General features: G+C 66.2%; 13 protein-coding genes, 2 tRNA genes and 1 pseudogene. 10 read left to right on the forward strand and 6 right to left on the reverse strand.

Going from position 1 to position 14529, the window contains the following annotated elements; translation table 11 throughout:
* Positions 1-135: 135 nt before the first annotated feature.
* Positions 136-2436 (reverse strand): prolyl oligopeptidase family serine peptidase, encoded by a 2301-nt coding sequence (locus ACQCS0_RS04155; RefSeq protein WP_354154648.1) that lies wholly within the window; start codon positions 2434-2436, stop codon positions 136-138.
* A gap of 75 nt (positions 2437-2511) precedes the next feature.
* On the opposite strand from ACQCS0_RS04155, the gene ACQCS0_RS04160 reads away from it, so the two are divergent.
* A complete protein-coding gene (locus tag ACQCS0_RS04160; RefSeq protein ID WP_354154785.1) occupies positions 2512-4491 on the forward strand; it encodes an FAD/NAD(P)-binding protein in 1980 nt (659 codons plus the stop codon).
* A gap of 31 nt (positions 4492-4522) precedes the next feature.
* On the opposite strand, the gene ACQCS0_RS04165 is transcribed toward ACQCS0_RS04160, so the two are convergent.
* A complete protein-coding gene (locus ACQCS0_RS04165; protein ID WP_354154647.1) occupies positions 4523-5290 on the reverse strand; it encodes a VOC family protein in 768 nt (255 codons plus the stop codon).
* Positions 5291-5438: 148 nt separating this feature from the next.
* A tRNA-Ser gene (locus ACQCS0_RS04170) sits at positions 5439-5526 on the reverse strand.
* Positions 5527-5635: 109 nt separating this feature from the next.
* Between ACQCS0_RS04170 and ACQCS0_RS04175 the strand changes: the two genes are divergently transcribed.
* The 8 genes and pseudogenes from ACQCS0_RS04175 (at position 5636) to ACQCS0_RS04210 (ending at position 12548) form a co-directional block, all read left to right on the forward strand.
* A complete protein-coding gene (locus tag ACQCS0_RS04175; RefSeq protein WP_354154646.1) occupies positions 5636-6619 on the forward strand; it encodes an NAD(P)H-quinone oxidoreductase in 984 nt (327 codons plus the stop codon).
* Positions 6620-6739: 120 nt separating this feature from the next.
* Positions 6740-7351, forward strand: a complete 612-nt coding sequence (locus ACQCS0_RS04180) for a PadR family transcriptional regulator (protein WP_354154645.1) — start codon at positions 6740-6742, stop codon at positions 7349-7351.
* Positions 7348-7975: pseudogene (locus tag ACQCS0_RS04185) on the forward strand (ABC transporter ATP-binding protein); the annotation flags it as partial. The gene ACQCS0_RS04180 and the pseudogene ACQCS0_RS04185, both read left to right, overlap by 4 nt.
* 343 nt (positions 7976-8318) lie before the next feature.
* A complete protein-coding gene (locus ACQCS0_RS04190) occupies positions 8319-8603 on the forward strand; it encodes a DUF1540 domain-containing protein (RefSeq protein WP_354154644.1) in 285 nt (94 codons plus the stop codon).
* A 204-nt stretch (positions 8604-8807) separates the two neighbouring features.
* Positions 8808-11108 (forward strand): carbon starvation CstA family protein, encoded by a 2301-nt coding sequence (locus ACQCS0_RS04195; RefSeq protein ID WP_354154643.1) that lies wholly within the window; start codon positions 8808-8810, stop codon positions 11106-11108.
* Positions 11108-11299 (forward strand): YbdD/YjiX family protein, encoded by a 192-nt coding sequence (locus tag ACQCS0_RS04200; RefSeq protein WP_354154642.1) that lies wholly within the window; start codon positions 11108-11110, stop codon positions 11297-11299. The genes ACQCS0_RS04195 and ACQCS0_RS04200 overlap by 1 nt, the downstream gene beginning before the upstream one ends.
* A gap of 83 nt (positions 11300-11382) precedes the next feature.
* A complete protein-coding gene (locus ACQCS0_RS04205) occupies positions 11383-12060 on the forward strand; it encodes a bacterial proteasome activator family protein (RefSeq protein WP_354154641.1) in 678 nt (225 codons plus the stop codon).
* Positions 12061-12068: 8 nt separating this feature from the next.
* The gene (locus ACQCS0_RS04210) at positions 12069-12548 is read left to right on the forward strand and encodes a hypothetical protein (RefSeq protein WP_282330000.1); all 480 of its coding nucleotides are present in this window, start codon (positions 12069-12071) and stop codon (positions 12546-12548) included.
* Between the two features lie 3 nt (positions 12549-12551).
* Here the strand turns inward: ACQCS0_RS04210 and ACQCS0_RS04215 are convergent, their stop codons facing one another.
* Together ACQCS0_RS04215 and ACQCS0_RS04220 are read right to left on the reverse strand one after the other, a co-directional pair.
* Complete coding sequence (locus tag ACQCS0_RS04215) at positions 12552-12737, reverse strand: hypothetical protein (protein ID WP_354154640.1); 186 nt, start codon at positions 12735-12737, stop codon at positions 12552-12554.
* 39 nt (positions 12738-12776) lie between these two features.
* On the reverse strand, positions 12777-13685 hold the full coding sequence (locus ACQCS0_RS04220; protein ID WP_354154639.1) for a hypothetical protein: 909 nt from the start codon (positions 13683-13685) through the stop codon (positions 12777-12779).
* A 288-nt stretch (positions 13686-13973) separates the two neighbouring features.
* Here ACQCS0_RS04220 and ACQCS0_RS04225 point away from each other — a divergent pair, with 288 nt between their 5' ends.
* A complete protein-coding gene (locus ACQCS0_RS04225) occupies positions 13974-14240 on the forward strand; it encodes a hypothetical protein (protein WP_426940038.1) in 267 nt (88 codons plus the stop codon).
* A gap of 150 nt (positions 14241-14390) precedes the next feature.
* On the opposite strand, the gene ACQCS0_RS04230 is transcribed toward ACQCS0_RS04225, so the two are convergent.
* Positions 14391-14463 (reverse strand) — tRNA-Thr (locus tag ACQCS0_RS04230).
* Positions 14464-14529: the final 66 nt, after the last annotated feature.

Here is a 14529-nt window from a genome sequence, read left to right on the forward strand (position 1 = left end):
AATGGCTATTACTAGCCCACCAAGGATACGCAGAACGGGGCACGCAGTGCAAAACGGCCGCCGAACGCCTGGCTCAGCCCTGGCGCCCTGCCCCACGGTATGCCTTGCGCCGGGCCCAGGAACAGTGCCCTACGCTCATCCGCCAGCCAGCGTCCGCCACAGGAAGTGCTGGCTGCGGGCCTGCAGGGCGGCGGCCTGCCGGTTGTCCGACGCCCCGGCGTGGCCGCCTTCGAGCGCCTCGTGGAACCAGACATTCGGGATGCCCATCGCCTGCATCCGGGCAGCCATCTTGCGGCCCTGGACCGGCCCCACCCTGTCATCCGACGTGGCCGTCCAGATGAATGTTTCGGGGTACTCCACGCCGTCCTTGAGCAGGTGGTACGGCGAGAAGGTCTTGATGTATTCCCATTCCGCCGCCACATCCGGGTCGCCATATTCGGCGATCCAGGAGTGCCCGGCGGAGAGCCGCGTGTAGCGCCTCATGTCCAGCAGCGGAACGCCGCAGGAGATAGCTCCGAAAAGCTCCGGGTAAGTCGTGAGCATGTTGCCCACCAGCAGCCCGCCGTTGGACCCGCCCACGCAGCCAAGCCGCTCGCGGGAGGTGACGCCGCGGTGGACGAGGTGCTGTGCCACGGCGGCAAAGTCCTCGAAGGCGCGGTGCCGGTTTTCCTTCAGCGCGGCCCGGTGCCAGGACGGCCCGTATTCGCCGCCGCCGCGGATGTTGGCCACCACGTAGACACCGCCGCGGGAGTGCGCTGCCTCGCCGGACCCGCCGGAAGTGGCGGTACGGCGCTCCAGCCACGCCCTGCCGACGGTTCCGCTGTACGCAGGGGTCCGGGAAACCTCAAAGCCGCCGTAGCCGGAGAGCTGCGTCGGGTTCTGCCCATCCAGGACCAAGTCCCGAGATGCCACCTGGAAGTACGGGACCCGGGTGCCGTCCGCGGACACGGCGAAGTGCTGCTGCACCTCGTACTGGTCGTCGTCAAAGAACGACGGCGACACCTTCACTTCCGCATGATGGCTCACCACGCTAGTGGTCGCCACAGCAGCGGTCACCCCGACCGTGCCCGCTTCATCGCTGCTGCCGGATCCAGCGCGCTCCAGTGTTCCGCGCATCAGTGTGCTGGGAGTGGTGAAGCCGGTGGCGACCAACCAGAAATCGTCGCCGGCACCGCCGTCGGCCGGTCCTTCGTCTTCGTCGTCCACAGCGTAGGCGTTGACGTCGTGCAGCGGCGGACAGGCGTCCAGCAGCGAGGAAGCCCAGGCGCCCCCGTTGGCCGTGCCCCGTTTGGTCGCGCCGCCATCGGCCGCACTCCCGTCCGTTGCTGCACCGGGCGCGGAAGGATCCAGCACCCGGATTTCGGACGAGACATCCCGCAGCAGGTTCAATAGCAGGAAGTTCCGGGTCCAGCTCCACGACTGCAGCGACGTGTGTGCATCCGGGGCAAAGAGCACCAAAAGTTCCCGTGCCCCGGCAAGGTAGTCTGCGAACTTCGCGGCCAACAAGGACCCGGCGGGGTACGTTGTGCCGGCCAGTGACCAGTCCTGCTGCGGCCGGAACAGGAGCCACTCGCGATGCGCGCTGAGGTTCACATCTGTCGGCGCGTCGATCTCGAGCCAGGCGTCGTCCCAGCGGATAAAGGTGCTGCGGTTGTAGAAATCGATGTAGTCCACAGCGAACGTGCGCTCGAAGCCGGGAGTGGAATCATGCGCCACCACGGCCATCATGTGGTCCTCCGGCACCTGAAAAAGCCGGGCAGCCGCGGCGAGGGTTTCGCCGCGCCGCAGGGTGACGGCCGTCCGGGCGTAGGAGGAGGCGGTCCGCGGCAGGTTCCCGGCCGTAGAGGCGACCAGCAGTGTGTCCGCGTCCAGCCACGAGACGTTTCCCTTGGCCGTCGGCAGGTCAAAACCGCCGCTGGCCGGGTCAACGAACGTTCGGGTCCCGACGTCGAACTCGCGGTAACGGTTGGCGTCGCCGCCGTCGGGGGAGAGAGCCAGCAGGGCCAGGCGGTATGGTTCGCCGGCGGCAGGGCGCAGGAACGTGGCACCGTGGAAGACCCACTCCTCACCCTCAGCGGCGGCGAGGGCGTCCACATCCAGCAGGACATCCCAGTCGGGGGAGTCCGTCAGGTAGCTTTCCCAGGTGGTGCGGCGCCACAGCCCCTTCGGGTTCGCCTGGTCCTTCCAGAAGTTGTAGTACCACTCGCCGCGTTTGCCTACCATGGCGATCCGGTCCGTGGAGTCCAGCACCTCCAGGATGCTTCCTTCCAGTCCTGCGTAATCGGCGTCCTCCAGGAGGTCCTCGGTGCGTGCGTTCTGTTCGCGGACCCAGGCAAGCGGTGCCTCGCCGTAGATTTCCTCCAGCCAGACGTTCTCATCTGTGGGTTCGGGGGCGGGCGATGAACCGGGCGCTTGATCAGCTGCAGTGGTGGTCATGCGCCCCATCCAAACAAGAATTTCGCGCCGCAGGCAAGTCAAGTGCCTGTAGCGCATGCCGATACTCTGGATGCCGTGGGTAAATCGAAGAGCATCCGGGCAGCCATCATCGGCGCCGGACCCCGGGGAACCAGTGTCTTGGAGCGCTTGCTCGCACACGCGGCGGCACACGCCGCTGCCCATCCCGGCTCCGCAGCCCTTCATATCGACGTCATCGACCCCTATCCGGCAGGTCCGGGGCATGTCTGGCAGCCGGGCCAGTCCCGGCTGTACCTCATGAACACCCCGTCCTTCTATCCGACGGTTATTCCGGAGGACCCCCGGCTGGCTCCGCCCGTCGCGGGCACCACGTTCGACCACTGGCGAGCCCGCCAGCAGCGTGAGCCGATGCCTGCCCTGACGTTGGACGAGCGGTCCGAACTGGCTGCGTTGGGATCGCGGGACTTCCCCAGCCGGGCACTCTACGGCCGCTACCTGCGCTGCACGCTGGACGAGTTGACGGCAAAACTGCCCGACGGCGTCACCGTCAGTTTCCACGAAACCACCGCGGTGTCGGTGCGCCCTTCAGACCACGGAACAGCGGGGACGCCGGGGGAGGCAATCCCAAATGCCGGAGCGTTCGACGTCGGACTCGGCAGCGGAGGTTCGCTCACGGTCGATTCCGTGGTGCTGGCCTTGGGGCACCTTGCGTCCCGGCTGAACCCCGAGCAGCGCGAACTCCAGGCATCGGCCGCGCAGCTGGGCCTGAGCTACTTTCCGCCTGCGGTCCCGGCGGACGTCGACTGGGCCGCGGTTCCGCCCGGCGAACCGGTTCTGGTCCGGGGTATGGGGCTGAACTTTTTCGACGTGATGGGCCAGCTCACGGAGGGCCGCGGCGGAAAGTTCATCGACGCCGGAACCCGGCTTGACTATCAGCCTTCCGGCCACGAGCCCCGGATCATTGCCGGCTCCCGCCGCGGCGTCCCGTACCGGGCCAAGGCGGCGCTGGCCGGTTACTACCCGGCGTCGGTCACCCTGCGGTACCTGACCGAGGCCGCGCTGGAGCGGTTCGCGGCCACCGGGATCCGTCCGGGTTTCGACCACGATCTCTGGCCCCTTCTGCACCGCGACACACTCTGGGCCTACTACTCCACCCTGGTGCGCTCGCAGCCGGCGGCCGTCCCCGACGCATCCGCGTTCCTGGCCGCGCTGGATGAGGCGCTGCGCCCGCATGCCCACAGCGCCGTCAACTGGGAGGCCGCGGTGGAGAGCGTCCTGGCCGTGCACGTCGGGCCGCGGCACCGGCTGGATCTGCGGGGACTCGCATCTCCCCTGGCGGGCAGGTCCTTCGGATCGCGCGCTGAACTGGACGCCGCCGTCGTCGAGTACCTGCTCGACGACGCCCGCCGCTCCGCCCTCGGCGAGGAGGATCCGGTGAAGATGGCCATCGGCGCCCTGCATCACGGGCGCTCGGTGCTGAAAACGGCAGTGGCCGACGGCGGTATCACCGATGAGTCCTGGGTGGCCGGCCTGCGTGGCTGGTTCGAGTCGTTTGTGGAGGGCCTGGCCAGTGGGCCGCCTGCGCTGCGCGCTGAACAGCTGGCCGCCCTGGCGCGCGCCGGCGTGGTCAGCTTTGTGGGGCCAGACCCCCGGTTCAGCGTGGACCGACGGACTGGCCGCTTTGCCGCCGTCTCACCATGGGTGAGCGGTCCGCCGGTGGCGGCGAAGACCATGGTGGAGGCCCTCGCGCCGGCCAACCGCGTGTCCGCGAACGATTCACCGCTGCTGGAACAGCTCCTCGCGGACGGGATGGTGCGGCCCCGGCTGATGATGACGGCGGAAGGCGCGCCGGTGCAGGCCACCGGGCTCGACGTTGCGCCGCACCCGTACCGGCCGCTTGCGGCCAACGGCTCGGTCACGGATGGCTTGTTTGTGCTGGGCCTGCAGCTATCTGCCACCCAGTGGGGCACGGCCATTGCCGCGGAAGCGCTCCAGCCTGGCGGCCCCACGTACGCCAGCGGGCAGCGGACCCTCCGCGACGCCGACGAAATCGCGCAGGCGATCCTCGGACGCTGAAGCCTGCCGCTATTGCTTCAAGGGAATTCATTTATGCGATGATCTTGAACGTCGCTCCGGTGGGGTCGGCCAGCGAGGCGAGGCGGCCGAACGGAGAATCCTCCGGCCCGTCAATGACGGTCGCTCCGAGCGAAACGGCCTTCTCAATCGAAGCGTCCGCATCCTCCACGTTGAAGTAGACCTGCCAATTGGACGGAACGTCAGCGGGCAGGTAGCCGGAGGCGTCCATAATGCCGGCCTTCGCGGAGTCCCCGGCGCCCAGGGTGGTGTACCGGAACTCCGGTGCATCGCTCATAACATCCGTGTCCCAGCCGAACACGACCTGGTAGAACTTCACGGCCGTGTCGTAGTCCTTGGTATGGAGCTCGTGCCAAGCGGCAGCGCCGGGCTCGGCTACGAGCTCATACCCTTTCATTTCGCGCGGCTGCCACACGCCGATGGCCGCGCCGGCGGCGTCACCGAAGATGGCCATGTGGCCCTGTTCCGGAATATACATGGGCGCCATGTAGACCTGGCCGCCGTTGGCCGCGACGGCGGACGCGGTGGCCTCGGCGTCGTCCGAGCGGAGATAGGTGGACCAGACGTCCGGCATGCCTGATTGGTCCGCGTCCTTCTGCATCAGCCCGGCCACGGTCTTGCCGTTCTTCCGAGCGGTGGTGTAACCGCCGTACTTCTCCGCGTCTCCGGTCTCGTATTCCCAGCCGAACAGTTCGCCGTAGAATCGGCGGGCGGTGGCGATGTCCGATGTCATAAGGTCGATCCAGCAAGGAGCGCCGGGGGTGATCTCGGGTGCAGGCATGGCGGGGCTCTTTCTGTCGATGGGTGGCAACAGGAACGACCCTATGTCCAGGCTCCGACAGTTTCAATGGGTCCGGTGTGGGGCCCGTGAGCCGGTTAAACGAAGAAGCCCCGGCCCGCCATCATGTGGCGTACCGGGGTTCCATTCGCGGAAGGTAAGAGATTCGAACTCTTGGTACGGGGTTACCGCACACTAGTTTTCAAGACTAGCTCCTTCGGCCGCTCGGACAACCTTCCCTAACGAGTAGTGTTTCATAGGCAGTTGGCTGCAACAAAACAGAGTCTGCCGTGCGTCCGGTGCACACTGGTTCTGGGGCACGAATCAGCTAGAAAACGGGAGTCCGCCATGAAAGCCGTCTACATTGTCGAACCCGGTGGTCCGGAAGTGCTGGAAATCCGCGAGGTGGACGCGCCGGTGCCCGGGCCAGGCGAGGTGTTGCTCGACGTCGTCGCCGCCGGCCTGAACCGGGCAGACGTGCAGCAGCGCCGGGGTTTTTACCCGCCTCCGCCCGGTGCCTCCGAGATCCCCGGGCTGGAAGTCTCCGGGCGGATCGCCGGCTTTGGTCCGGGAGTCACCAAAGCCTTCTCGGTGGGTGACAAAGTAGTGGCTCTGCTGTCCGGCGGAGGCTACGCGGAGCAGGTAGCGGTGCCGGCGGAGCAGGTCCTGCGGATTCCCGACGGCGTTGATGTGGTCACCGCTGCGTCGCTGCCGGAAGTCGCAGCCACGGTCTACTCCAACCTGATCATGACGGCGCAGCTGCAGGCGGGAGAGACCGTCCTGATCCACGGCGCCACCGGTGGGATCGGCACCATGGCGATCCAGATGGCCAAGGCCTTCGGCGCCAGGGTGGCCACCACCGCGGGGACAGCGGAAAAGGTGGGAACGGCGAAGGCGTTCCTGGGCGCAGACATCGCCATCAACTACACCGAAGAGGACTTTCCGGACAGCCTGCGGCGGCAGAACGGCGGCAAGGGTGCCGACGTGATCCTCGACGTCGTCGGTGCCAAGTACCTGGCGCAGAACGTTGATGCGCTCGCTGACTACGGCCGGCTCATAGTCATCGGCCTGCAGGGCGGTGCCAAGGGCGAGTTGGATCTTGGCCAGCTCCTGCGGAAGCGTGCGGCAGTGGTGGCCACGGCACTGAGGCCGCGCCCGGTGGCGGAGAAGGGCGCCATCATGAACGCGGTGCGCGAATCCGTGTGGCCACTCATTACGGATGGCCGGATCCGCCCGCTGGTGGCCAAGACCTTCCCGCTGGACCAGGCTGCGGCCGCGCACCGGTACTTCGATAGCGGCGACCATGTGGGCAAGATCCTGCTGGTTGTGTAGCCCGGGCAAATACTGAGTATTGCTATGTGCGGCGGACTCGGTTAGCCTCACTCTATACGCGGTATGCACTGGTCTTGAGGGTCCGTGCATACCGACGCTCACGCCCCCGCTAGGAGCATCATGTCCATCCGTCACAGCCTCCTCGCCCTGCTGCAGGACCAGCCGCGGTACGGCTACCAGCTCAGGGTTGAGTTCGAAAACCGCACCGGGTCCACCTGGCCCCTGAACATCGGGCAGGTGTACACGACCCTGGACAGGCTGGAACGCGACGGACTGGTCAGCAATGACGGCAGTGACGGCGAAGGCCACGTGGTCTACAGCATCACCCCCGGGGGCAACGCGGAAGTGCAGAACTGGTTTGCCGCGCCCGTGGAGCGCAACAACCCGCCCCGGAACGAGCTGGCCATCAAACTGGCGCTCGCGGTCACGCTGCCCGGCGTCGATGTGCAGTCCATCATCCAGGCCCAGCGGGTGGCGTCCATCCGGGCGCTGCAGGACTACACCAAGGCCCGCCGTGACACGGCCGCCAACCAGCGGGCGGCGGATACCGCCTGGCTGCTGGTGGTGGACTCGCTGATCTTCCAGACGGAAGCGGAAGTCCGCTGGCTGGACCTATGCGAGGCCCGGATGCTGCAGCAGGCGCAGACCGCAGGCCACGCATCACCCCGTAAATCGTCCAACGGGGTCACTGTGGAAGAGGCTTCCCCGGTCATCGCCGACAACCGCCGATGAGCGTCCAGGGGCCGCAGGTCCTGGAACTCGCCAAGGTCAGCAGGACGTTCGGTGAAGGCGCGACGGCGGTCGCCGCGTTGCGCGAGGTTGACCTCAGTATCAGCGCCGGCGAGTTCGTCGCGGTGATGGGCCCGTCAGGTTCCGGGAAATCCTCCCTTCTGGCGCTGGCCGGGGGACTTGACCGGCCGACGTCGGGCGATGTCTTTGTGGAGTCCACGCCACTGGGCGGGCTGGGACTGAACGATCTCGCCCGGTTGCGCCGCCGCGCCGTCGGCTACGTCTTCCAGGACTTCAACCTTGTCCCCACCCTGACCGCGGCTGAAAACGTGGCGCTGCCGCTGGAACTGGACGGGTCGGCCCACCCGGAAGGCGCAACGCCAGGCGTTGGATGCGCTGCGGCAGGTGGGAATCCCGGAACTCGCGGACCGCTTTATGGACCAGATGTCCGGCGGCCAGCAGCAGCGGGTGGCCATTGCGCGGGCCATCGTGGGCGACCGCCGGCTGATCCTGGCCGACGAACCTACGGGAGCCCTGGATTCCACCACCGGCCACGGCGTGATGGAAGTGCTCCGTGCACGTGCCGATGCCGGTGCGGCCGTGATGCTGGTGACCCATGAGGCCAGGAGACCGCAGCCGAGCGCGTGCAATACCAGCTCGGCGCCACCCAGGCGCGGTTCCGGCCCATGCTCGTGGCGCTGCTGATCGCGGTGCCGCTCACCGGTGCGGTCCTGGCTTGGCTGTTTACGCGGGCGAGGCTTCCGGTGTCCCGCCGGGAGGTGGGGACCTGAGCGGTCTGCCGCGGCAATGGAGGAGTGCGGGGGAGCCGGACAGCTGGGTTGGGCCGTGGAGTTGGGCAGGGCCTGTAATTAGGTCACACAGTTGGGTCTTTTTGATTGGGCCCAGCGGGCCTACCGTGGGGCCTAGGGCGCTGTCCCTCCCGGACAGCCGAAGTTCGGAGGGACCTCATGTGACAACCCATGTTGCCGATTGCAGTGTTACCCGTTGCTCGTTTAATGACCATGAAGGCTGTACGGCCCAGGCCATCACGGTTGGCGGGAGCAAAGACCACGCCAGCTGCGCCACGTTCATCGACACCGGGACGCACGGCGGGCTGCCCAAAGTCCTGGCGGATGTTGGAGCATGCCAGCGCTCCGAGTGCGTCCACAATGACCACCTGATGTGCAATGCCCCGGAGGTCCATGTTGGCCCGGGCGCTGACAACGCGGACTGCCTTACGTACGCACACGCTTAGCCACTGCTCCCGCGTGCGAGCAGACATTGAAGCCCCCGTCCAGGAAACCCTGTACGGGGGCTTTTGCGCCGCCCGGCGCCTGCAGCCCGCCGTTCACCGCAAATGGCACTCGGTGCGTGCACAATGCCATTTCCACGTCTGCGTGGCGTTGGTAGGGTGCCGTTGAGCAACCCACCGAAGCACAGAATCTCTCAAGGAAGAGACATGGTCAGCAGGCCTGACGACGCGGTAAGAGAAGCGCAAGGAGGCGGGCCGCTGATCGCAGATCCGAAGCTTCCGCCAACGGCCGTGGATGCGGCCGTCAGCGAGGCCGAAGACAGGAAATGGACCCCTGCCAAGATCGCACTGTGGTCAGCCATCGCGCTGCTCGGTGGCGTCGCCTGGTTCATGCTGGCGATCGTCCGTGGCGAGACCGTCAACGCGATCTGGTTCGTCTTTGCCTCGGTCTGTACCTATCTGATTGCCTACCGCTTCTATTCCAAGGTGATCGAACGCCTCATCACCAAGCCGGATGACCGCCGTGCCACGCCCGCGGAATACAAGGCTGACGGCAAGGACTACGTCCGCACCGACCGCAACGTGCTGTTCGGCCACCACTTCGCTGCCATCGCCGGCGCCGGCCCGCTCGTCGGCCCGGTCATCGCCGCCCAGATGGGGTACCTGCCCGGCACCATGTGGATCATCCTCGGCGTCGTCTTCGCCGGCGCCGTCCAGGACTACCTGGTGATGTTCTTTTCCATGCGTCGCGGCGGACGTTCCCTGGGCCAGATGGCACGCGAGGAACTCGGCGTCATTGGCGGCACCGCGGCCCTGGTTGCCACGCTGCTCATCATGGTCATCATCGTTGCAATCCTGGCCCTCGTTGTGGTCAACGCCCTGGGCGAAAGCCCGTGGGGTGTCTTCTCCGTCGGCACGACCATCCCGATTGCCCTCTTTATGGGCGTGTACCTGCGTTACCTGCGTCCTGGCAAAGTCATGGAGGTCTCCATCATCGGCTTCGTCCTGCTGATGGCCGCCATCATCGGTGGCGGCGCCGTCGCCGGCACCGAATGGGGCGCCGCGATGTTCCACCTGGACAAGGTCACCATCGCCTGGGGCCTGATTATCTACGGCTTCATCGCCGCGATCCTGCCCGTGTGGCTGCTGCTGGCCCCGCGCGACTACCTTTCCACCTTCATGAAGATCGGCGTCATCGGTATGCTTGCCGTCGCCATCATCGTGGTGCGCCCGGAAATCAACGTTCCGGCCTTCAGTGAGTTCGCCAGCCGGGACAACGGTCCGGTCTTCTCCGGCGCACTCTTCCCGTTCCTGTTCGTAACGATCGCCTGCGGCGCATTGTCCGGCTTCCACGCACTCATCGCTTCCGGTACTACGCCCAAACTCATCGAGAAGGAACGCCAGACCCGGTTCATCGGTTACGGCGGCATGCTGATGGAGTCCTTCGTTGCGATCATGGCCCTGGTAGCGGCGCTGTCGATCGACCGCGGCATCTACTTCGCGATGAACGCCCCCGCGGCCCTGACCGGCGGCACCGTGGAAACGGCGGCCGTTTGGGTCAACTCGCTGGGGCTCTCCGGTGTGAACCTCACCCCGGACATGCTGGCGCAGACCGCGAAGGACGTGGGCGAGCAGAGCATCATCTCCCGTTCCGGCGGCGCCCCGACCCTCGCCGTCGGCCTGGCGCACATCATGCAGCAGTTCATTGGCGGACCGGCCATGATGGCCTTTTGGTACCACTTCGCCATCATGTTCGAGGCACTCTTCATCCTGACCGCCGTCGACGCCGGCACCCGCGTCGCGCGGTTCATGCTGCAGGACTCGATCGGCAACGTCATCCCGAAGTTCAAGGAACACTCCTGGCGGATCGGCGCCTGGCTCACTACCGCGGTCATGGTGGCGGCCTGGGGCGCTGTGCTGATGATGGGCGTCACCGACCCCCTCGGCGGCATCAACACGCTCCTGCCGCTGTTCGGCATTTCGAACCAGTTGCTCGCAGCCATCGCGCTGTCGGTGTGCATGGCCATCGCGGCCAAGCGGGGGTCGTTCAAGTACCTGTGGATCATCGTTGTACCGTTGGCGTTCGCTGCGGTCGTGACCATTACGGCCAGCTTCCAAAAGATCTTCTCCACCACGCCAGCGGTGGGCTACTTCGCCAACAATGCCGCGTTCAGCAAGGCGCTGGCCGACGGCAAGACCTCTTTCGGCTCCGCCAAGACCCAGGCGGCCATGGAAGCAGTGGTACGCAACACCATGATCCAGGGCATCCTGTCCATTGTGTTTGTGGTGCTCAGCCTGATCGTGATCGTCGCCGCGATCCTGGCAACTATCAAGGCCTTCCGCGACCACACGGCAGGTATGCCCACGGTGGACAACGAGGACCGTCCGAGGGCATCCCGTGTCTTTGCTCCCGCCGGACTCATCCCGACGCCGGCTGAACGGGAACTGATGGCGAAATGGGACGAGCTGCCGGCCGATCAGCGGCTGGATAAGGCGGGGCACCACTGATGGGTGCGGTTGCCGGTGGTTTCCGTGGGTTCGCCACGTACTTCAAAGGGATCATGGGCGCCGATGCCTACACGAAGTACTTGGAGCACCACAACGCTTCCGGCCACGCGGAAGCGCCGATGACCGAACGCGAGTTCTGGCGCGACCGGACCGACCGACAGGACTCCAACCCGCAGGGCCGGTGCTGCTGATGTTGACGGCCCGCCAGCCTTCACCAGCTGGCCGGCTTCATCGACTGGGCTGCGCAGTCGTCCGCTCGTGAGAGTATGAACGCATGAGCGATCCCACAGACACTCAGCCTGATGATGTCCCCGTTGAGGGCAGGACCCTCGACAACGGCGAACCGGTCATGCCCGCCGCGGCCAGCCCGGCGGGAGCCGGTGCCGGTCCCGGCGCCCCTGGCCCGGTCAGTACCGACCCGGCGGCAAACGGCAACGCCAAAGGCAGCAACCTGCAGGACCTCGTGGACGAGCCCGCGAAAGTCATGCGGATCGGCACCATGATCCGCCAGCTCCTGGCGGAGGTGAAGTCAGCTCCGTTGGACGACGCCGCGCGCGAACGCCTGGCCGAAATCCACGAGCGTTCCATCAAGGAGTTGGAGGATGGCCTGGCGCCGGAACTTGTTGAAGAGCTGGAACGGATCAGCCTGCCCTTCCCGGAGAACGCCACGCCGTCCGACGCCGAGCTTCGGATCGCCCAGGCGCAGCTGGTGGGGTGGCTGGAGGGCCTCTTCCATGGCATTCAGACGGCTATCGCGGCCCAGCACGCGGCACGGGAGCAGGCCGCCGCGCAGCTGCACCTAAGGCAGCTTCCGCCGGGCACCATGATCGCCCCTGGTGTGGTTATCGGGGAGAACGGCGAGCCTCAGCGGGCCGCCGCAGGCCAGCGTTCTGGTCCGGTACCGTCCGGGCAGCCAGAGGACCCGGACCACGGCCCCGGCCAGTACCTTTAGGTTCCTGCGTGGGATTCTTTTCTGCCGCCCGCCAAGGGCGCAAGGACGATACTGAGCTGGGGAAGGGCCTTTGGCGCCGCGCCCATGATCGTTTCCACCGGGGCCTGGACCGCTATCACCAGGTCCTCGAAGGTGTCGAAGACGAGCAGCTTTACGCAGAACTCGTGGAAGTAGCCAACGAGCTGGCGGGGCTTATGGAACGCGTCCGTGTCGTTTGCGTCGAGGCCCAGCGGAAGTCGCCCAGCGAAGGCCTGGACATTCCCGGGGACTTGGCAGGTGTACACCGGTCGCTGTCGAAGGCGGGCAATTCGCTGGCCACCACCGCCGAGGCTGCCGCTATGCTGAGGCTCGCCGTCGGTCCCGTCCCGGTAGGGGCGGCTTCGGTGCGCCGCCGTGCGGAATCGGTGTTTGAGCAGGTGGCCGACGCTGAACGCCGGCTCGCCGAGGATGCCGCCGCCAGTGGCCAGCCGGAGAGCCTTTCCGGCTAACCGTCAGGCGGCGATCCTGGCCTGTCCGACGGCAACAGCGTCGATGACAGCCCAGGATTCCTCGCTGCCGCAGTTCCGGCTGGCGAAATGCTCGGCTTCCTCAAGGGAATCGAAGCCTTCACTGATGATCCGGCCGCAATCAGCGTCGAAGTACGTGACGTGAAATTCCTGTGCAAGTTGGTTTTCCATAAATCCAGTCTGCGACCGGGGTCTGACAATAATCGTTCATCAGTCCCGTGTGTTGCCAAGGCGGAGCACCCGCTCCTGCGCGAGCATGGCTGAACGCTTGGCCTTATCTGCTGTCCGCGCCGCTTGCCTGGCCTCGGCTGCCGCCGTGCCCAGACTCTTCCTGGCACTATCGAGCTGCTCTTCCGCGGCTCTGAGTTTGTCTCGCAGCTCACGTGTTTCGCGGGTCAGGTCCGAAACTTCCGCCTCCGTATCCGCCAGCTGCCTCCGCCGGTCCGCGGCCAGCCCGGCTGACTCCGCCTCGGCAGCCTGGGCCTCGGCCAGGGCAGCGCTGGCCTTCTCCAAGGCGGAGGGGGACACCGGCCGCGGAGTCTCCCGGACTGCCTTAAGCCGTGGCTGGTCCGCAGGCCTGCGGGCGCCGCGTTCCGGCGCCGGCACTGCGCCCGGAAGAGCCACGGCCCCGTCAAGTTCTACGGTGTCCACGCCGTCGGCGGACAGTGCCTGGACCAGCAGTCCGCTTTGGACGGCGGCGGTGGCCCCTTCGTCGGCCGTCATTGCCTGCAGGGTCCGCCCGACGTCGGCCGCGATCGTTGCGCTGATGGTGCGCCCCTGGCGCTCGGCAACGGCGCGGGCGGTGTCGACGGCGATCCCCAGCAGGGTGCGGCGCTCACGTGCCAGTTCCCTCAGTGCGGCGGCGTCGAGGGATGCCTGGGCCCCTCGCATCCTTTGGCCGAGCTCGGCAAGCTGCGCGAGGACTCCTGGCTCATGGCTGGCCAGCATGTTGACGGCCCAGGCCGCCACTGATGGTTTTGGCAAGGCCTTGACGGCTGCCGGGAGCTCCTTTCCGGAACCGGCGGAGGCCTTGGCTGCCGCCGTCCGGGCAGCCACAAATTCCTCGAAGGGCAGGGCGTACAGTTCGAATGCGATAGCCGCCAGCGCTTTGTCATCCATGCACGCCATCATAGGTGGAGCGGCTGGGCGCGGCCGGGAAGCCGTACAGCCTAGACTGGCCGCATGAGAGGAGTGTGGGGGCTCATTGTCCGGCTGGCGGTTCTGATGTTGGCCGTTTGTATTCCGGTGGCGGGATGCTCGAACGTCTGTCCGGCCATGGGGTGGGTCAACTCCGTCACGGTTGAATTGTCGGGTGATGTCTCGCGGGTAGGCACCGTGCCGCTGTGTGCTGATGGCGCGTGCTCGGAGTTGCGGCCGGAACCCGGGACAGCAGTGCCGCGTATTGTCGTGACAACACCGCTGGATGCCGAGGCTTCTCTTGCACCGGAAGCTCAGCCGGCCATGGTCCCGTTTTACGCTGAACGGATCGATGCCGATACCTGGCGGTTCCAGTTCAATGTGAGCTTCCCTGACCATGTGACCGCGAAAGCGCTGTCTGCCACAGGCGAGGTCATTGCCGAGACGGACGCCGACCTGGACTGGAAGCGGGTGGGCGGCTCAGCCCAGTGCGGCGGGCCTGTGGAAGCTTCGCCGGTGCGGCTAGCGGTGCCCTAAACCTGAAAGTTCGGGCGAGCTGCGGGGGCTTCACGTGCGGTTCCCGCACGGCAGCTTCTTCCAGGAGGGCACGCCTGGGCGGTAAGCGGCTTCCCTGTTTAACCAGCGAAAAACCCCCTAAAAACCTTGGTTTCTAGGGGGTTTATCCCGAGCTTCCTATCAGAATCGAACTGATGACCTTTTCATTACGAGTGAAACGCTCTACCGACTGAGCTAAGGAAGCACCGCACAAATTCATCCGGCGTAACCGGGCGGTTCATGCAAGAGTCAACTGTAATAGAGTCCCTGC

This window comes from Pseudarthrobacter sp. S6 (assembly GCF_050156575.1).
GTDB lineage: Bacteria > Actinomycetota > Actinomycetes > Actinomycetales > Micrococcaceae > Arthrobacter.

Coding starts and splice junctions, on each gene's coding strand:
- ACQCS0_RS04155 (WP_354154648.1), bottom strand. CDS start 2,436: ATGACCACCACTGCAGCTGATCAAGCGCCCGGTTCATCGCCCGCCCCC.
- ACQCS0_RS04165 (WP_354154647.1), bottom strand. CDS start 5,290: ATGCCTGCACCCGAGATCACCCCCGGCGCTCCTTGCTGGATCGACCTT.
- ACQCS0_RS04175 (WP_354154646.1), top strand. CDS start 5,636: ATGAAAGCCGTCTACATTGTCGAACCCGGTGGTCCGGAAGTGCTGGAA.
- ACQCS0_RS04180 (WP_354154645.1), top strand. CDS start 6,740: ATGTCCATCCGTCACAGCCTCCTCGCCCTGCTGCAGGACCAGCCGCGG.
- ACQCS0_RS04195 (WP_354154643.1), top strand. CDS start 8,808: ATGGTCAGCAGGCCTGACGACGCGGTAAGAGAAGCGCAAGGAGGCGGG.
- ACQCS0_RS04200 (WP_354154642.1), top strand. CDS start 11,108: ATGGGTGCGGTTGCCGGTGGTTTCCGTGGGTTCGCCACGTACTTCAAA.
- ACQCS0_RS04205 (WP_354154641.1), top strand. CDS start 11,383: ATGAGCGATCCCACAGACACTCAGCCTGATGATGTCCCCGTTGAGGGC.
- ACQCS0_RS04215 (WP_354154640.1), bottom strand. CDS start 12,737: ATGGAAAACCAACTTGCACAGGAATTTCACGTCACGTACTTCGACGCT.
- ACQCS0_RS04220 (WP_354154639.1), bottom strand. CDS start 13,685: ATGGATGACAAAGCGCTGGCGGCTATCGCATTCGAACTGTACGCCCTG.